Annotated in this window: 14 protein-coding genes; 7 read left to right on the plus strand and 7 right to left on the minus strand. The window is 43.3% G+C overall.

Annotation, left to right across the window (positions count from 1 at the left end; all coding sequences use genetic code 11):
• Positions 1 to 62: 62 nt before the first annotated feature.
• Together ACFPIK_RS03165 and ACFPIK_RS03170 are read left to right on the plus strand one after the other, a co-directional pair.
• Entirely contained in the window at positions 63 to 3,473 is a 3,411-nt protein-coding gene (locus ACFPIK_RS03165) for a DUF7133 domain-containing protein (protein WP_377912135.1), read from the plus strand.
• A complete protein-coding gene (locus ACFPIK_RS03170; protein WP_377912137.1) occupies positions 3,470 to 4,327 on the plus strand; it encodes a PIG-L deacetylase family protein in 858 nt (285 codons plus the stop codon). Before ACFPIK_RS03165 ends, ACFPIK_RS03170 begins: the two co-directional genes overlap by 4 nt.
• A gap of 34 nt (positions 4,328 to 4,361) precedes the next feature.
• Here the strand turns inward: ACFPIK_RS03170 and trpS are convergent, their stop codons facing one another.
• Positions 4,362 to 5,339 carry a tryptophan--tRNA ligase gene (trpS, locus tag ACFPIK_RS03175; protein ID WP_377912139.1) on the minus strand — a complete coding sequence of 326 codons (978 nt, stop codon included), beginning with the start codon at positions 5,337 to 5,339 and terminating at the stop codon, positions 4,362 to 4,364.
• Between the two features lie 70 nt (positions 5,340 to 5,409).
• On the opposite strand from trpS, the gene ACFPIK_RS03180 reads away from it, so the two are divergent.
• The 4 genes from ACFPIK_RS03180 to ACFPIK_RS03195 are packed head-to-tail and all read left to right on the plus strand — an operon-like array spanning position 5,410 to position 13,019.
• Positions 5,410 to 6,507 (plus strand): DUF1573 domain-containing protein, encoded by a 1,098-nt coding sequence (locus ACFPIK_RS03180; RefSeq protein ID WP_377912141.1) that lies wholly within the window; start codon positions 5,410 to 5,412, stop codon positions 6,505 to 6,507.
• A 54-nt stretch (positions 6,508 to 6,561) separates the two neighbouring features.
• Complete coding sequence (locus ACFPIK_RS03185; RefSeq protein WP_377912143.1) at positions 6,562 to 11,028, plus strand: metallophosphoesterase; 4,467 nt, start codon at positions 6,562 to 6,564, stop codon at positions 11,026 to 11,028.
• Positions 11,029 to 11,037: 9 nt separating this feature from the next.
• Entirely contained in the window at positions 11,038 to 11,919 is an 882-nt protein-coding gene (locus tag ACFPIK_RS03190) for a hypothetical protein (RefSeq protein WP_377912145.1), read from the plus strand.
• A 53-nt stretch (positions 11,920 to 11,972) separates the two neighbouring features.
• The gene (locus ACFPIK_RS03195) at positions 11,973 to 13,019 is read left to right on the plus strand and encodes an acyloxyacyl hydrolase (RefSeq protein WP_377912147.1); all 1,047 of its coding nucleotides are present in this window, start codon (positions 11,973 to 11,975) and stop codon (positions 13,017 to 13,019) included.
• 158 nt (positions 13,020 to 13,177) lie between these two features.
• On the opposite strand, the gene ACFPIK_RS03200 is transcribed toward ACFPIK_RS03195, so the two are convergent.
• From ACFPIK_RS03200 to mnmA, 3 genes are all read right to left on the minus strand, one after another.
• On the minus strand, positions 13,178 to 14,638 hold the full coding sequence (locus ACFPIK_RS03200) for a M28 family peptidase (RefSeq protein WP_377912149.1): 1,461 nt from the start codon (positions 14,636 to 14,638) through the stop codon (positions 13,178 to 13,180).
• A 56-nt stretch (positions 14,639 to 14,694) separates the two neighbouring features.
• Entirely contained in the window at positions 14,695 to 15,399 is a 705-nt protein-coding gene (locus ACFPIK_RS03205; protein WP_377912151.1) for a pseudouridine synthase, read from the minus strand.
• A 106-nt stretch (positions 15,400 to 15,505) separates the two neighbouring features.
• Positions 15,506 to 16,717: a tRNA 2-thiouridine(34) synthase MnmA gene (gene mnmA, locus ACFPIK_RS03210; RefSeq protein WP_377912153.1), complete on the minus strand. Its 1,212-nt coding sequence runs from the start codon at positions 16,715 to 16,717 to the stop codon at positions 15,506 to 15,508.
• Between the two features lie 169 nt (positions 16,718 to 16,886).
• Between mnmA and arfB the strand changes: the two genes are divergently transcribed.
• Positions 16,887 to 17,306, plus strand: coding sequence for an alternative ribosome rescue aminoacyl-tRNA hydrolase ArfB (arfB, locus tag ACFPIK_RS03215; protein ID WP_377912155.1), 420 nt, complete (start codon positions 16,887 to 16,889; stop codon positions 17,304 to 17,306).
• 202 nt (positions 17,307 to 17,508) lie between these two features.
• Here arfB and ACFPIK_RS03220 read toward each other — a convergent pair whose 3' ends face one another.
• The 3 genes from ACFPIK_RS03220 to ACFPIK_RS03230 are packed head-to-tail and all read right to left on the minus strand — an operon-like array spanning position 17,509 to position 19,189.
• On the minus strand, positions 17,509 to 18,090 hold the full coding sequence (locus ACFPIK_RS03220) for a DUF2911 domain-containing protein (protein WP_377912157.1): 582 nt from the start codon (positions 18,088 to 18,090) through the stop codon (positions 17,509 to 17,511).
• 28 nt (positions 18,091 to 18,118) lie between these two features.
• Entirely contained in the window at positions 18,119 to 18,559 is a 441-nt protein-coding gene (locus ACFPIK_RS03225; protein WP_377912159.1) for a CHY zinc finger protein, read from the minus strand.
• A gap of 54 nt (positions 18,560 to 18,613) precedes the next feature.
• Positions 18,614 to 19,189 (minus strand): DUF3347 domain-containing protein, encoded by a 576-nt coding sequence (locus ACFPIK_RS03230; protein ID WP_377912161.1) that lies wholly within the window; start codon positions 19,187 to 19,189, stop codon positions 18,614 to 18,616.
• Positions 19,190 to 19,308 lie beyond the last annotated feature (119 nt).

Below are 19,308 nucleotides of genomic sequence, written 5' to 3' on the forward strand. Positions count from 1 at the left end.
TCAACGGTTAAAAAGGCATTTCCATTTTTTTTATTTTTCAGATTGTTAACTCCTTTTAAACTATGCTCAAAACCCATTATCAACCTATTAAAAAAGTCATCTACCTAGCTTCACTGGGCTTATTGTTATCCTGTAAAAAAGAAGAGCCAGTTGACCTTAGAATTACCACGCTTACCAAAGAAGAAATAGCACCACAGGCAGAAGCTGCGCGAAATTCAGTAACCCCTGTTTTGGCGGAGGGCTTGAAGTTGGAGGTATGGGGTGTCGACTCCCTGGTACGAGATCCGATTGCCATCCATGTCAGTGATGATGGCTCGATTTATTATTCAAGATCTCCTAGGAGGAATAATGCTGAGTTTGATATCCGTGGCCATCAGGATTGGGAAATCAGATCCATTGCCCTGCAGACAGTGGAAGACAAACGGAATTTTCTCCGAACAGAACTTTCTCCAGAAAGATCTTCAGAAAACACTTGGCTTAAAGATCTCAATGGTGACGGTTCTCACGATTGGAAGGACATGTTGGTCGAGCGAAATGAAGTCTATCAGCTTAAAGATACAGACGGAGATGGTCTAGCTGACTGGTCACAGATGCAGGTCTATGACTTTCACGAGGAAGTCACTGACGTAGCCGGAGGGATCATGAAAACCGATGATGCACTTTATGTTGCAGCCGGTCCTGACATGTGGAGACTGATGGATACCAATGGCGACGGCATCATGGATGATAAAAAATCCCTTTCCCATGGTTATGCCATACACATTGGCTTTGGTGCGCATGGGATGTCAGGTGTAGAAATGGGACCTGATGGTCGGATTTATTGGGGGATTGGTGATATCGGATTTAATGGAAAAGGGGATGATGGTACAGCGTACAAATACCCAAATCGAGGTGTAATCGCCCGTTCAAATCCTGATGGTAGCGATTTTGAAATTTTTGCGATGGGAGTGAGGAATACCCATGAGTTTGTTTTTGATCAGTATACTAACCTGATTTCGGTAGATAATGACGGGGATCATGCAGGAGAAAAAGAGCGTTTGGTTTACTTGACCCGTGGATCAGATTCAGGGTGGAGAATCAACTGGCAGTTTGGAAAGTACCGAGACCCTGACAATAATACGTACAAAGTATGGATGGACGAAAAGCTCTATTTACCGAGATGGGAAGGTCAAGCTGCGTACATTACTCCGCCAATTCTTAATTATGTGAGTGGTCCGACTGGAATGGTTTTCAACCCAGGTGCCGGATTGGGAGAGCGATGGAAGGATCACTTCTTCGTAGTCGAGTTTGTGGGTAGCCCTGCCAGCTCCGGATTGCATGCATTTCAGCTTCAGCCCAAAGGTGCTTCATTTGAATTGACCAAGACTGAGAAAATTGTAGGTTCATTTTTACCTACGGGCATAGACTTTGGACCTGACGGTGCCTTGTACATGGCAGATTGGGTGAATGGTTGGAATGATAAAAACTATGGAAGAATCTGGAAGCTGACCGATGAAACAGCCAAAGGGTGGGCGCTTCAAAAGCAAACAGAGGCTGAAATCAAGGCTGATTACAAGAAACTCTCCGAAGCTAACCTGAAGTCAAAGCTTTACTTTGAAGACTTGAGAATCAGAAGAAAGGCACAATTTGAACTTGTGAAGAGAGGAAAAAAGGGAGCCGAGATTTTTCAGCAAGTTATTCAGGATAAGAACAATCAAATCGCTCGAATCCACGGTATTTTGGGCTTAAGTCAATTGGGAAGGCTAAATGACATGAGTATGGCGGATCCTTTGGTCGCGCTATTAAAAGATGCCGATCCAGAGATAGCAGCTCAAGCTGCCAAATGGCTAGGGGATATCCGATACGCCAAAGCTGGCAAGGAATTGATTGCCAACTTGACTCATGAAAATGCCCGCGTTCGATTTTTTAGTGCTGAAGCATTGGGTCGTTCCAAAAACCAAGAGGCTATTCAGCCTTTGATTGCCTTGCTTGAAAGCAACAATGACGAAGATGCTTACCTAAGACATGGGGTCACCTATGCGCTTTCTCAGATCGGGAAAGTTGAACCGTTGGCTGCTTTAGCTACTCATCCTTCCAAAGCGGTCAGACTCGGTGCAGTCCTTGCTTTGCGTAGATTAGAATCTCCCGAACTCGCGAAATTTCTTAATGATTCGGACGAATACATTGTGACCGAAGTAGCTCGTGCCATTCATGACGATTTCTCTGTTGAAGCAGCATTGCCTGCGTTAGGAGCCCTTCTTTCTACTACCTCCTTTCAAAATGAACCACTCATCAGAAGGGCCATCAGTGCCAATCAACGGGTAGGAAAGGAGGAAAATCTAAACCATCTGATCACCTATTTGGCTAAGCCGGGAATTCCTGAAGTACTCAAAAAGGAAACAATCGCAGCAATCGGAACTTGGGCTAAGCCATCCTTGGTGGATCGAGTGGATGGAAGATACCGTGGTGAAGTGACTCGAGATCCTGGTGCGATCAAAGGAAAGGTGCAACCAGTCCTCGTCAGCCAAGCTTCAGCCAAAGAAGAAGCATTGCGAGTTGAATCAATCAAAGCGATAGGTAAGCTGGAAATCAAAGAATCAGCAGATTTGCTTTTAAGCAAGTTGAAAACAGATCCGGCTGAAGCAGTCAAAGTGCAAGCGTTGAATTCCTTGGTGGCTATGAATGCATTAAATCTAAGTGAAGCCATTTCCTATGCAATGAGCGACAATGCCGAGGCTGTTCGAGTGGCAGGTTTGGGACTATTAGCGCAGACTAGCCTTCCTAATGATCAAAAAGTGACTTTGTTGACAGATATTATTAAGAAAAGAACTTTGTCCGAAAAGCAAACAGCCCTTTTGACTTTGGGAGGTTTGGAAGGAAGCAAAGATCTTCCGGTTTGGAAAACTATCTTGGCGGATTTTGATGCTGGTAAATTGCCAGAGGGCACTTGGATCGAATTGGAAGAAGCGATTGCTGCTACAACTTCGGCAGATCTCAAAACCCAATTTGACGGAATCTTGGAGAAAAAGGCAGCAGGTGAAACTTGGAAGAAATACGCTGGAGCTTTGGCAGAAGGAAATGCAAGAAGAGGCCGAAATATATTCTTTGAAAATCAAACTGCACAGTGTATCCGCTGCCATGCCTATGACGACATGGGGGGCAATGCAGGCCCTGCACTTGACGCCATTGGAAAGACCCTATCCAAAGAGGAGTTACTGATTGCCTTGGTGGAGCCAAGTAAGAGACTGGCTCCGGGCTATGGAACGATTACCATCGAAATGGCTACCGGAGAAAAGGTTACCGGAACTCTTCTCGAGGAAAAGAAAGATTCGATGAGTGTAAAAGTGGGTAGTGATACCAAAGAAATTCAGAAAAAAGATATCAAATCCTCTCAAATGGCCGCTTCAAGCATGCCTCCAATGGGTACGTTATTGACCAAAAGGGAGCTACGAGATTTGGTAAGTTATCTGACCAACCTCCGCCGTTCTGAATGAAAAAGTTATTGATTGTTTCGTTGGGGATTATCGTGTTTATCCTGCTTTCTCTCCCTTGGGTATTGATCCTGGTGGGTAGAAACAAGCTGCATGATTACGATATTCCTCAAAGGGAACAATTGATTCCAAGTTCAGACTCAAAGAAAAAAGTCCTTGCCCTTTTCCCTCATCCTGATGATGAAGTGACTGTAGCAGGCACCCTGATGCGACTCAAGGAGGATGGCCATGAAGTCGTCCTTGTGTGTCTCACTCGAGGTGAAAAAGGAAAATCTTCAGGCATCCAAGATGAACAAGAGCTAGCCAGACTTCGAACTTCCGAGATGGAAGAAAGTGCCCGATTGATTGGTGTAGATCAGCTAATTATTTCAGATTACCCGGATAGCGGAATCGAAGATTTGGGTATGGATAGTTTGAAGAAGGTGGTTTTGAATCTAATTCTTGAAAAACAACCTGATATTCTGATTTCTTACGATTCCAACGTCGGATTGTATGGTCATCCCGATCACCGCTTGACTGGCAAAGCTATAGAAAAGGTGTTTTTGAAGGAAAAAGGGAAAGAGGGCTTTTCTCCGGATAGATTATTTCAAGTGACACTCTGCAAAAAGCAAGTCGAAGTTGCACTGAAACTTTCCTCAGGGTTTCAGAGGAATTATCCTGAAAACCCTGAAATGGGACTACCTCAACCTGACTTTTCAGTAAGGACTCAGCCTTATTTTGACCGGATTCTTCAAGTGATGCAAGCCCATCAGACTCAGCAAAATGTGCTAAAAGACCTGATGCCTTTTCACGACAAAGTTCCTGCCTGGATTTATTCAAGGATTTTTGACCGGGAGTATTTCAGGGAAGTGAAGTAAACAAAAAAGGTCCGACAAAATCGGACCTTTTTTCTTACCGGAATCCCAGTTTCTCTCTGATTTGATTCAAAAGTGGATACGCTACTTTTTTCGCTTTTTCTTCACCTTCGATTAGCCTTTTTTCGATTTCCTCGGGATGATTCATATAAAATTCAAACAATTCCCGCTCTTTAGCATACTTGGTCAAGACCACATCCAAGAGCTCCTTTTTTGCATGTCCATAACCGAAATTGCCACCAAGGTATTTCTCTCGAAGTGCCTGGACTTGCTCTTCGCTTGCGATCAGGCTATAGATTTTGTACACATTACAGGTATCGGGATTCTTGGGTTCTTCCAGTGGGGTACTGTCTGTAACGATGGTATTGATGTTCTTTTTCAGTTCTTTTTCCGGCAAAAAGATATCGATGATATTATTGTAAGACTTACTCATTTTCTGACCATCGGTCCCTGGCACAGTCATTACCTCTTCACTGATTCTTGCCTCCGGAATCGTTAGGATTTCTTCTCCTATGATCCTGTTGAAAGTGCTAGCCATGTCTCTCGTCATCTCCAGGTGCTGAAGTTGATCTTTTCCTACCGGTACCAGATTGGCAGAATAAAGCAAAATATCACTGGCCATCAGGACGGGGTAAGTGAATAGACCCGCGTTTACATCCGCAAGTCTTGAAGATTTATCCTTGAAGCTGTGTGCATTGGCCAGCATTGGAAATGGCGTAAAGCAGTTTAGATACCAAGTCAATTCGGTCACCTCCGGGATTCTTGATTGTCTGTAGAATACTGTCTTAGTGATGTCTAGTCCGAAGGCAAGCCAAGCAGCTGCTACTGCCAACGTATTTTCTTTGCGAATGCTTCCGTCCTTCTGTGTGGTGAGGGAGTGGAAATCAGCTATGAAAATAAAGGATTCCTCCTCACTGTTTTGGTTAATCAACTGGATTGCCGGAACAATCGCTCCCAAGATGTTCCCGAGATGGGGTCTACCTGAGCTTTGAATTCCTGTAAGTACTCTTGCCATTTGCTCAATTTTGGCGCAAATTAAGTAAATCGGGCTACAATCATGGGGAAAATATGCGTTAATTGCAGGTATGAACCGTTCGCTATCTTTTCTTTTTTCACTCGTGTTTCTGATGGTTTTTGGCCAAATGGCAAATGCACAAACACCTTTGATTCCAAAGTTGATATGGAAAGTGAATCGGATTGATCTAGGAACTATTCTCGAAGAACAAGGCCTTCAACGTGCCGAGTTTGAATTTACCAATCCTCAAGATTCTTCATTTATTCTCGAAGAAATATTGGCTGAGTGTGGTTGCACTTCCGTGGAATTTTCTCGGGATACACTTAAAAAAGGAGATAAAGGAAAAGTGATTATATCTTTTGATCCGACTTCAGCTGCAGGCTTTTTTTCCAAATTGGTCGTGGTAAAAGGGGATTCAGGAAGGATTCAAGATTCTCTTTTTTTGGAAGGCATCGCAATTCCATATCCTACTAACTTAAAGCTTGCTTACCCGGTCAAACTGGGTTCCTTGGGATTTAGGTTGAAGAAAATCAACATGGGAGACGTCTTCGACAATGAACCTAAAGTAAAGTACGTGGAGTTTTTCAATTTCGGGGAAGAACTTTTGGAACAGGGAAAATTTTCATTCAATGCCCCAGAATACATCAAAATGGAGCAAGTTCAGCCTTTTGTAAGGTCACAAGAACGAGGATTGATCAGAATCACCTACGATTCCAGACTTAAAAATGACCTTGGATTTTTTGAGGATGAAGTGTCATTGAGTTGGAAATCCAGCCCTTCTGATGAATTTAAACTACATGTGATCGCAGATTTGTTTGAGTATTTTCCACCTATTTCAAAAGATAAATTGGAAGAGGTCCCTCAGCTTTTGATTGCTCAGAAGGTGATTGACCTAAGAGAAATCAGCGCAAATTCCATCGTGAGAAGACAGGTTACTATCTCCAATGCAGGAAAAATGCCCTTGGAAATCCGAAAAATTCAGGGGAATTGTGACTGTCTTACGATAGAATCCCCAAAAAACACCTTGGCGCCTGGAGAAAGCATCCAGTTAAATCTGATTTTCGACCCTATGGGAAGAAAAGGAATCGATCAGAGAAATATTTATTTGTTCACTAATGATCCCTTAAATCCGGTTCAATTGATTTTGTTAAAGAGTAAAATTGAGTAAAGATGCCTCAATACCCAGTGCGTCTTTTGGAGGTTCAATTTAGTCTACACTACTATGAAAAGCAGGAAAAGACAGTTTGTTTTCGTTTTGATTTGGAGCCTCTGTTGCTTTCATCTTGCTTTTTCCCAGTCTAATTTTCGGATAAATCCTTACCTGCAAATCAATCAGCAAAAGGTTCAGATTCGCTGGTTTTCAGGAGAAAATCATTCTTCCAATCTTATTGTCAAAGACCATTCTGGCCAAACCGTTTTTTCAGGTGCAATTACCGGAAGTGAGGTTTCGGAACTCTATTACACGCAAGCCGAAAAGAGCCAAAGTATTGCTGGTCTTACCAATGGAAGTTGGATAGGACCCGACAACTATTTCCGCTATGAGAAATCATTGACTCTTCAAGCTGGAAAGACCTATCAGTATACAGTCAGCCTCAATGGACAGAATTTTTCCTCAAGTTTTAAAACTGCTCCCACATTTACCGATTGGGAATCCATTCGATTCGTGGCGCTTTCAGATTCAGAGACAGAGCCCCGAGGTCGCGTGACCCATAGAGCTTGGTATCCCGGTAAACCACTTTTCAGGCTTTTACCTGTTCCTGCCGCATGGAAAGCAGCATTTGGCACTACTACAGAAGAGAACATAGAGTTGCCAAATTACATGCTCACGGAGCAGAAGGGCTTTGCAGAAAATCTAAAGATCCTCAAATCCAGAAATCCTGACTTTGTGCTTATTCCAGGGGATTTGGTTCAAGGAGGTGCTTACATGCCCGGGTGGGATGAGTTTTGGAGACACACCGCAGGGGAGTTTGATCAAGTTTTTGACAAGTTTCCTGTTATTCCTGCCATTGGTAATTGGGAAGCTTTTGGGGCTATCAGTGGGGGATATGGGTTTAATGAACGTGGTGCATTCAATCCAGTATTGGGAAGAAGTCGCTTTCATCGATTTTTTGAATTTCCTTCAGAAGATCCCGATCAATACCATCGGCAAAGCTACTACCGCACGGATTATGGTCCGATCACCATTTTGACACTGGATTCCTCCAATGGAACGCCCGACCAAAAAAGATCCGATTTTTCTGATGCCCAAAAAGTAAAAAACAAGGAGCTGACAGATATAGGAACTGACACACAGGAAAATTATACCCAAGCCGAGTACAATGCCGCTGGGGGTACTGATTTGTCAGGTTTTGGGCCAGGTAGTCCTCAGTACCAATGGTTGGAAAAAAATCTACAGCAAGCTCAAGCTCAAGGTCAATTGATTTTCGTCCAGTTTCATCATATACCTTACAGTTCGGGGGAGCATGGTGTACCGATCAACCATGAATTGGCAACTGGTCAAGAGGGAGTCCCGATGCGGGTACTCAATCCGATTTTGGAGCAATACGGAGTGATTGCAGTTTTTGCTGGTCACGATGAGCTATTCGAACGAAGCTTTGTGGATGCAGATGGAGACGGCAAAGGGATTCATTACTACGATGTCGGGGTAGCAGGAGATGGAATGAGAGGAGTGAAGCGCAATTGGCTTGTAGATCCGCTTAGTACGCTGGATTATAACTCATTTTCCAAATGGACGGCAGATCAGAGTTCTGCCGAAATTTGGGATAATTCGGGTGGTAATCCTGTCTTGATGGATGGAGGAAAGCATTACGGGCATCTTGAAGTCAATGTGAAAAAAGTACTGGAAGGTGGTAAAACCTTTGCACAAATTGATTTTGAACCTGTTTATGCCTTTCCAGTAATGAATTCTCAATATCAGCTCCAGCGAGTGGAACGAAGGGTGTATTCAGATCCTGTCAGAATCATGGTGGAATTGAAAACAGCTGAACCTGCCGAGGTGCCGCAGTTTAAATCAAGCTTAACCGTTGAGCTGGATGCACAAGGCAATTACCAAACCAAGGCTTCAGATTTTCTCACCAATTCGGTCCAGGCAGATTGGACATTTACCTATTCAAGAAGTTTACTTTTTACCTGTATCGATCTTGGAGTAAAGGAAATTACAGTTACAGTCAAAAACGCCCAAAATCAGGAGTGGAGTGGGAAAGTAGATGTAACAGTTTTGGACAAAATCGCTCCTGACTTTGAAGCAACCGATGCCTTTCTAGCTTTCGATAAAATAGTAGGAAAAGTAACCTTGGATCCTGAGAGTTTTTACATCCGACAAGAGTTCATTACCGAAAACTGTTTGAATAATGGGGGAGTAAGTATTGAATTTGATCGGAGAGAATTGACCTGTGCTGATTTGACCGGTGACCCAATTTCGATTAGGATTACCCTTACTGACCGATCAGGAAATGCCACTACTAAAACAAGAAAAGTCACACTCAATCCAATTGAATCGAAGAAAATCTCCATTAGTCCAATTGACTCTTATCAAGGTATAGCCGGTGAAACCGTTGAAATTAAACTGGGTGAGGAGTTTACCTATACGGTGGATTCTTGGATTAGGGATGGTCAGGTTATCACGGGAGAAAAAGGAAAAACCTTGAGCGTTTCCCAATCAGGAACTTATTATGCCAGATTGATCCCATCTAGTGGATGCTTGGTTGAATCCAAAGCAGTAACTGTGAATTTACTTTCAAAGCCCTATGGTCCTTTCAAAAACCCTATTGAGCTCAATCTTAATGTTTCAGGTAATGCAACCTTAAGTCCATCTCAGGTATTTGTGACTTGGCCTTTGGCAGATCCTTCCCTGTCAGTGACTTTGAGTAAAACTGCATTTACTTGTGATGATCTTGGGGAAAAAGAAATACAAGTCACCATCAAAAATCAGTCGGGGCAGACTTGGACTGAACAGACCAAAGTAAAGATTCAAGATAAGGAAGCACCTGTTTTGGTTTCAAAAAGTCCAAATTTGATTTTTGATAAGGTCTTGGGAGTTTTAGATTTAAAAGCAGAAGATTTTGTCGGATCTGTAACTGACAATTGTGGAATCAAGTCCATTACCATCAATAAGGCTCGGATCACCTGTGATGATGTGGGATTGCCTATTGAGATTATTCTTACAGCTACAGACCTATCAGGAAATGTGACCTCCAAGGTGATTACGGTCCTTCCTTCAACTCAGGAATCCAAGAAAATTTCCATTTCCCCTGCTGATTCTTACGAGGGGACAGCAGGCGAGACTGTGGAGATCAAGCTAGGCGAAGAGTTTGTCTACACGGTGGAATCTTGGATAAGGGATGGTCAGGTTATCCCAGGAGAAAAAGGTAAGACTCTTAGAACTACCCAATCGGGAACCTATTTTGCCCGGGTGATCCCTAGCGGAGGGTGCTTGGTAGAATCCAAAGCGGTGACCCTCAATCTTCTTTCCAAGCCTTTTGGCCCGTTGAAAAATCCTGTTGAACTCAACCTAAATTCTAGTGGAAAAGCTTTTTTAAGTCCATCTCAGGTATTCGTGACTTGGCCATTAGATGCTTCCTTATCTGTCACTTTAAGCAAGACTGAGTTTACCTGTGCGGATCTTGGAGAAAAAGAAGTGATCGTCACGATCAAGAATCAGATTGGACAGTCTTGGACCGAAAAAACCAAAATAAAGGTTCAGGACAAGGAAGCACCAGCTTTGGTGACTAAGGAATTCATCTTGAATTACGATATTCAAAAAGGCCCTGTTGAACTAAAACCTGAGAATTTTCTTTCTTCTATTCTTGACAATTGCGCTGTGGCTCAAGTGACTGTTTCAAAAAATACGGTGACCTGCGAGGATTTGGGAAAAGAGATTTCGGTGGTAATCCGTGCTGTTGATACTTCTGGAAATGTCTCTGAAGCCACAGCTAAACTTACGGTTAGGAGATTGGAATCTACGCCTATTGCCATTTCAGGGCCTACACAGTTTTGCCAGGGGGAAAAAGGAACTTTGACTTTGACTTCATCGGCTTCATTTGAAGTGGTTCGTTGGAGAAGAAACGGTATAGAAATCCCTGGTCAAACAGGCAAGACCTTGGAAGTTAGCGAATCAGGTAAGTACCATGCCGTAATTAGGTATGTAGGAGGATGCCTTTCGGAGTCGGTTGATGTGGATGTAAAGGTCAATCCATTGCCTAGTGGGGAGATTCAGGTGGACGGAAATATACTAAGGGCTCCTGAGGGTAGTTTTACCTATCAGTGGTTTAGAAATGGAGAAAAACTGATCGGTTCTACCACCCGAATCCTCACGGTCGATTCGATGGGAGATTATTCGGTAGAATTGACTTCTTCTTCAGGTTGTGTTTCCAGACTTAAATCGGTGACCTTGACGGTTTCAGGTTTGGGTGGAAATTGGGTAAACCAACCGATGAATTTGATCCTTTTCCCTAATCCAAGCTCCTTCAAAATCCAACTCCTCCTGCCAAAAGATGACCTTTTGGATCCTTCTGCCATTCAAATATTTTCGTTGGATGGGAAGAAGGTGACAGACTTGGTGCCTATCGTTAAAGTTTCCGAAAATCAAGCTGAACTTGGCATTTTCGCTCTACCTTCAGGCACCTATATGGTGTGGATTTCTGGAAATTCACAAAACTCCTACCTTGGAAAATTCGTAGTTTTGAAATAAACCACAGTTATGAAATACCTCATTCGTTTAGTTATCTCTTTATTTTCCATTTCATTTTTTCTGATACCCATGACTTATGGTCAGACCATTCCTTTTTCTACTGGCCGTATTATTATTAGTTCAGATGGAAATGAACACGATGAAGATGACTGGGCTGCTACACCGATGTCATTAGCCCTGCTTGCCGCCAATGGTTTGCAGGATCGAGTTACAGTCTATTCATTTAGCGATCATACCTGGGGTTCAGACAAAGAAAAGCCCGGCGCAGCAGCACAAATGCGAGAAAGTGCATTTATCGGTGCTAAAATGTTTGGCTTCAAAAAGACCAAGTTTATCGAAGCAGTCAACGCTCCAAATTATGCCATCATTGAAATCACCACTCAAATCAATGAAAGCTCAGCGAAAAATCCATTGACCATCATCGCTGCAGGCCCAATGGAAGTGATCGGAAACTCACTGAATGAAGCGGATTCGACCAAATTGAAATACGTGCGATTGATTTCTCATTCTACCTGGAATGATGAGCATGCCGATAAGCCCTATGAATGGGAAACTCACAAAGGCTGGACTTGGGAAAAAATCAAAGAAAGCTTCGGTTCGAAAGGTCTTCAACTGGACCATATTTTGGATCAAAATGGAGGGGAAGGTTATGAGGGATTGAAAGCTAAAAAATCAGCCTACGACTGGATTAAAACTTCACCCAAAAAGGACGGAAAACCATTTGAAAAGGGATCTTGGGATTGGTTATATGGCAGATTGGAAGCTGCGCAAAAAGGAGATGAGTTTGATCCTTCCGATGCAGGAATGATCATCTATTTGCTCACCGGCAAGCAAAATACAAGTCCGGAGGATGTAAGAGCAATTTTAGAAAATCCACAAAAATTCAAATAAGGAGAGCAATCTCCTTTTTTTGTTTTTCGTAAGAAAAAACAGTGGAAAAGCTGATGAAAAAAGGACTGTTGCTGTTTGTTTTCCTGGTCTCTTTCGGAGCGAATGCCCAACAAAACTGGCATAGATTATCTCTGGAGAGCCAATATGGTTGGATTATTCCCCACAATTCCGAGCTCAAACAGATTTCTTCCAGCAATCCATTTTCGATCGGATTTTCTTCCCATTGGATGCGGACCACCCGAAAAAACTGGGATGCCTGCCATTGTTTTCATTACCTAGGGCTGAATTTTTCCCTAGTTGATTACCAAAATCCCCATGAGTTGGGGCAAGCTTGGAATCTATCCGGTACCTTCGAACCCATATTGCATCGAACCGATTCATTCATTTTTAGCCTCTCTACCGGTTTGGGAGTCAGCTACCTTACTCGAGTTTTTGATCCTATAGAAAATCCCAGAAATACCTTTTTCAGTGCTCCGATCAGTTTTTTATTGACTTTAGCTCCCAAAGCAATTTATAACCTCAATAATCATTGGGCCCTTCAAGCTTCCATGTCTTATCACCATATTTCCAACGGTGGGCAGCGCCAACCTAACAGAGGAATGAATTTTCCTATGTTGGGATTAGGGATAGTTCACTTCACCAGAAAGTCTGATTTGCCTGATTATGAGAAAAAGTCAACTTCCAACCGCTGGAATTTTTATACAGACTTGGCCATGAATACCCGTGAATCAACAGAGAAAACGCGTAGACCAAATTTGGTTCTATCTGTGGGTACTTTTCGCAAAATATCCGGAATAATTGGACTTGGAGGTGGTTTGGAAGTGGCCCGAGATTTTTCTCTACCCGTGCAGGAGAGAAGGATAGAGTCACTGATATCAGGTATGTATTTGGAGAATCATTTTCTTTTTGGCCGATTTGATTTCAGTCAGCGTTTTGGCAAATACCTACACAAACCTGAAGAGTATCTGCCAAACGAAGACTTTTTTCAGCGCTACACGCTCACTTATTTGATGGGTAATCACTTTGCGATAGGGGCAGGACTTAAAGTTCACGGACATGTGGCAGAGTATCTTGATTTAAGAGTAGGGTGGAAGTTTTAAATAGAAGGCGACTCCCTATAAAAACTTGGTCAATCATAAAGTAATAAGGAACCTATAATGCTCATAAAAACAAAAGCTTGATTTCTATCCGAAATCAAGCTTTTGTTAAAGGATTGCAGATTTACTGGATTAATGTCCAATCCAGGCTCCTAACCATTTTACTTGCCATACAATTGTTTGCTAACAGACTCATATTTATCGCCCTCTTTCCAAACAGGTTTTTGATCCCAATTAGCGATTTTTTGAGCTGAAAGAATGTAGGATTTCCAGTAGGTTTGAGCATAGTTCAGATCAAAACTACTCACATGGTCACCTGCTTTGTGGTAATATTTGTTGATCTCATCGTCAAAGGCGGTGAAGCCCAAGGAGAAGGTCGGTGCAGGAATTCCTTTTCTGGCAAAATTCACATTGTCAGAGCGATCGTATAATCCTTGCTCAGGAGACGGATCAGCCATGGCTTTTACCCCAAACTCACTCACAGCCTCTTCGATTAGGAAGTCAGCACTTGTACGACCCAATCCGATTACGGTTATTCTTGAGGTATCGTTATATCCTCCGTTGTCAATGTTCAGGTTGTAAATGATCTGATTGAGCGGAATGAGTGGATTATTTGCGAAGTAGGCGCTGCCTAACAGTCCTTTTTCCTCAGCTGTCCAGAGTGCGATCAAAATGGAGCGCTTGGGAGGATTTTTTGCAAAATACTTGGCGGCATTCATGACTGCCACTGTGCCCACCGCATTGTCGCGTGCACCATTGTAGATCGAATCTCCCTGTGCATCTGGCGTCCCCACACCTACGTGGTCATAATGTGCCGAGAGCAAAATGTATTCATTTTTCAGCTTTGGATCAGTACCTTCAATCCATGCTACCACATTTTTGCCGTCCACTGACCGATTCTCTTTTCCGGTAATGGCAAGATTTGCTGTGGTCAAAGCATCACCACGCAATTGGTTTTTTTGATCCTCCACCCATACATAAGTGAGATCACTGGCACTACCCTGATCAATGGTCAATTGACTTCTGTTTAGGAAATTGGCAGCCAACTGCCAAGGTACAGACGGAGCATTAAATCGCTCGATCAAGGCCACGGCACCGGCTTCTTTGGCACGTTTGGTTTTTTCTCCTCCTAGCGAAAAAAGATCAGAGGGTGTCAATCGATTGGGTGCGCCGACATTGGCGATGGCAATCTTTCCCTTCAGGTCTTTCCCTGCAAAATCCTCTGCCATTCCAAAACCTACTTCGACTACCTCAAAATTTCCTGAAAGGGATTTACCATCCAATACCAGCATGTTTTTGCCTTGAGTATAGTCTGCCGCCCCGATTTTGAGAGTCCCTGATTTGGGAGGGGTAGAAAGTCTGAAAGGTACGTTTTGGTAGTATCCGTCTGCTCCTGGAAGCGGCTTTGCTCCAGACTTTTTTAATTGATCGGCAATAAACGTGTAGGCGAGCTTCATTTCAGGACGTGCAGGATCGCGTCCTTTCAGTTCGTCAGATGCCAGATACGTAAAATGTGAAATGGCTTCCTTGCCATCAAATTTCTTCTCAATGTCTTGTTTTTGTGCCCAAACCAGGGAACTGGAGGCTATCAAAAAACTTAGTGTCAAAAGGGATTTTTGCATAGGGTTAGTATTGTTCTGGTCTAAAGTAAATCAAATTTCGGAAGAGGGTAATTGGTTCATAAAAAATCCTTGGGATTCCAATTCAATTCCTGCATAATTCTTTGGAAATGGACAGGAGGAGGGCAGGTGAGTGCTATTTTTTTATTTGAAATGGGATGCGAAAAACTCAGCTTCCATGAGTGAAGCAAGAGATTTTGCAAGGCAAATTGCTTCTCAAAAAAGATGTTTTGTTTATTGTCTCCGTGCTTTTTGTCTCCGATGATGTAGTGACGAATATGGGCGAGGTGACGTCTGATTTGATGGGTTCGCCCGGTGAGTAAGTCCATTTCCAGCAAACTGTACCGACTGGTTGGATAGCGTCCTGTGGAATTGTAGGGGATTTCTGACTCAGCCAATACACGGTAATTTGTCTGTGCTTCTTGGAGCCTGTTGGATCGCTCACTGTGGAGTGGATGGTCAATCAATCCTTCTTTTTCGGAAGGAATGCCGCGAACAATGGTGAGGTAATTTTTCTTGATTTCCCGTTCCATAAAGATGGCTTTGAGGGAAGGTAGGACATCCTCATTTTTTGCAAAGAGTAAAATCCCGCTTGTGGCCCGATCCAATCGGTGTACCGGAGATACCCAAGACCCGATCTGATCGCGAAGCTGAATCAGGGCATTTTCATCCTCCCCAAAAGCCTGACGCGTGCGATGAACCAATAAACCGGCAGGCTTATCAATAATCACTAAATGTTCGTCTTCGAAAAGGATTTCAAGCATTTCAATAGCCACGAAGGCAGAAAGTCACAAATAATTAGGAAGAAAGCCACAGATGCACAGATAATAAACCAATCTGTGCATCTGTGACAAATATTTAAATAGCAAATCAGAAAATCGTCCCGGAACCGATGCATTCTTCACCTTGGTACCAAGCTACAAACTGTCCCGAAGCGATTCCTTTTTGCGCGTTTTCGAAAACAACATACAAGCCGTTTTCACGCATAATCAAAGTGGCTTTGGAAAGGGGCTGACGGTATCGGATTCGGGAAACATATTCAGCGGATTCACCGGGAGTTAAGGCTAAATCTTCTCGAATCCAGTGTACTTGATTTTTTTTGACAAAAAGACCATATCGGTTCAAGCCGGGATGCTCTTCACCCAAACCGGTGTAGATCACGTTTTCTTGGGTATCAGTAGCGATCACGAAAAGTGGTTTTCCAGTACCTCCCACTTGAAGGCCTTTTCGTTGTCCCACCGTGAAATAATGCGCGCCAGTATGTTCGCCTAATACTTTTCCCTGATCTTGACTGTAATGGATCGGAAGGCAGATTGTATCCAAGGTGTCCTGATCCCAATCCACTGGGTCGATTCCTGCAGGAACACTCAATCGGTCAAAAACAGGCAAATTCTCAGGAATTTGGATGATTTTTCCCTTTTTAGGTTTGAGCTGCTGCTGAAGGAAGTCGGGGAGGCGGACCTTTCCAATAAAGCAAAGCCCTTGAGAATCTTTCTTTTCGGCAGTAATCAAGTCTGCAGCTTTGGCGATTTCCCGAACTTGAGGCTTTTGCAAATGGCCGATTGGAAAAAGTGCTTTGGCCAGTTGTTCCTGAGAAAGCTGACAAAGAAAATAGCTTTGATCTTTGTTGGGATCAGCTCCGGCGATGAGTTGGTAGATAGGGTTTCCATCCACCTCGATTTCCCGCTTTTGGCAGTAATGGCCAGTTGCCACAAAGTCCGCTTTGAGCTTTTGGGCAGCTTTTAGAAAGATGTCAAATTTGATTTCTCGATTGCAAAGAATATCCGGATTGGGTGTTCGTCCGGCTTCATACTCGGCAAACATGTAATCCACGATGCGTTCACGGTATTCTTCGCTGAGGTCGATGGCTTGGAAGGGGATTCCGAGTTTTTCGGCCACGAGCATGGCATCGGTAGAGTCTTCCATCCAAGGACATTCGTTGGAGATCGTGACGGATTCATCGTGCCAGTTTTTCATAAACATGCCGATGACCTCGTATCCTTGGTCAAGTAAAAGTTTGGCAGCCACGCTGCTGTCTACACCTCCGGAGAGGCCGACGACTACTCTAGGTTTTGTTCGCATAGGTAATGGTTAATGGATTCAAGGTCCATTAGGTTACGGGATGGAAACGCGTTGGCACTTTGAATAAGTTCACGAAGGTAATTTAAAAGAGTTATAAGGTTGCAATGTGATAAAGTTGTAAGGTTGGTACCTAACTTTACCATCTTGCAACTTTCCAACTTTTGAACTCATGAACTCCCTCGAAACCCGAATCAAGAACGGTGACTTTTTAGTCGAACTTCAGTTCCAAACAGCTCGTAGTGGGGGGCCCGGAGGACAGAATGTGAATAAGGTGGAAACCAAAGTTCAGCTCAAGTTTGATGTGAATAATTCTTTGATTTTAAGTGAAGAAGAAAAATTGACTCTACTTCAAAAAGTATCGAACAAGATCGATCAGGAGGGTTTTTTACAGCTTTCTTCTCAGGAGAAAAGGTCACAAATTCAAAATAAGGAGTTGGTAGTGAGGAAGTTTTATGATTTGTTGCGAACTGCATTTCACAAGAAAAAAGTCCGAAAAGCCACCAAACCTTCCAAAGGGGCCATCGAAGACCGCCTAAAATCCAAAAAAGCGCAGGCCGAGAAAAAGGCCAATCGGAATTGGAAGCACTAATGATTTACTGGGGGTCACTGTATAGCCTGAAAGTGAAAAGAGCAGTTCAATATTCAATGTTTACTTCCGGTTAAAAAGGGAAACCAGACTTTTCCAAAGTCTTTACTTTGGAAAAGTCTGGTTTTAATCATTTGTCCAACTGGCTAACTATTGGCTTTAGGAAGTTTTTAAACAACTAGAGCTTCCTATTTTAAGACAACCGTTAAAGATTTTTCATGTCAAATTTGATTTTGGTCTTATCCCAAGCCACGGAGATTGCTGCAGTTCCTTTTGAAGTTTCCTCTACAGTGTAGGTCAAGGATTCTACCACATCTTGTAATTGTTCCGGAACGACTGTAAAGCGAACCAAATCTTTGCTTGCATCATAGTCGTCGGCTAGATGCATATCCCATACTTGGTTGATAATTACTGTCCATTCCTTTTCTCCGGGGATAGTGAAAAATCCATACTTCCCGGCAGGAATTTCTTTATCGCCAATTTTTACACCTTTATCAAACTGAATCGATGTAGCCTTATGCGCACCCGTCACCCAAACTTCCCCAAAGGCCACAAGGCCTCCGAAAATCTGTCTTCCTCTTACGCTGGGCGAAGAGTAATCGAAATGAATATGGTTCCCATCCACCATCGCCATGGCTGAGGTTCTTGGACTTTTGGATGGCTTGTTTTCGGACTGTGCTGGTTGATGTTGGCTATGGTCTTCTGCGGCAGAAGATTGATTTTCTGTTTTCCCACTGCACGCAGCGGCTAACAAAAGGATTAAAAAGAGATGGATGGTATTTCTCATAGTTAAAGTAGTTTTTGGTGGATCAAAATTATTTTTGAAGTGGGACCTCAGTTTGGAAATACAAATGGTAATGCTTGCTGCAACCGGGGTTGAAACCTGATTTGCAATGCGGACAGGTATTGTTAGAGGCCATGTAATCTTTGATGCTCAACTCGTTTCCACAGACTCCGCAAAGAATGGCTTTCTGGTCAAATTCGGTTTTTGGCCAAACTTGATGCTCGTGATTGGCTTCTTCTTGGTGACAGGAAAAGCAGGGATAGTACTTCTCGCAGCACTTGAATTTGATGGCAATGATATCCAATTCGGAATGCCAATGCACACAGCGAGTTTGGTTGTCTACCGGCTTTCCATACACATTGATTCCACGGATTTGGGATACTTTAAGCGGTTCCAATACTTTTTGCTGGAAAAATGAAAGTGTGGAAAAAAGCAGAAGAAGGCTAAGGGTGAATAGGAGGTATTTTCTCATTTGGTATATTAATCAAAAGGCGAGTAAATGCGAGTACCCGCCTTTGAAAGGAAATCAGTTCAATGCCAAAGTTTCTTCCACTCGACCGCAAGTCAACATGGAGCTGCCAAACAGCGGATTTTTGACATCCTCGCTGGCGCTCAGCCACATGCCACCCGTATTTCCTTTGTACATCGGGCAATATTGATGGTATAATGTGCGGTCAGTTCCTGCGATTTTCAGCATGTCTTTCAATACCACACTCAAGGCTTGAAAACTTTCCCGCTGGGCTGCGATGTCTGCTGTGGCAAGTTTTTCGGCAAAGCCAGTGGCTTCCACTTGCAGTCTTTCCAATTCCTCAGGGTCATTGGTTTGAGCACCTGCGATGTCGTAGGATTTTAGGACAGCAACCAAGTCCGCACTTTTCGCAGCTGCAGAGGCAGCATCATCCGCAACCAAGGCATCTTTTACCGCCAAATAAGCATCGATGATTCCGCTGGTGGTTTTGGAGCTGCTTACCGAAACTGAATTGGCTGAGGATGCATCGCCTGAGGCGTGAGTTTCTGATCCAGTTTCAGTCGTGGTCGATTTTTCTCCGCAGGAAAAGAGCGCGAAAGAAAGGAGGGAAGCGAATAAAAGGGTCTTTTTCATGAGATTATATATGTATTGTTTTTTGAATTTTCTTTTTCAACCTGTGAGTGGGGACACTCACAGGGGCCACAGTTTTCAAGGAATTGAGACCTGTCAGGTTTTCAAAACCTGACAGGTCT

It is taken from the genome of Algoriphagus aquatilis, from assembly GCF_042657405.1.
In the GTDB taxonomy this organism is placed as follows: domain Bacteria; phylum Bacteroidota; class Bacteroidia; order Cytophagales; family Cyclobacteriaceae; genus Algoriphagus; species Algoriphagus aquatilis.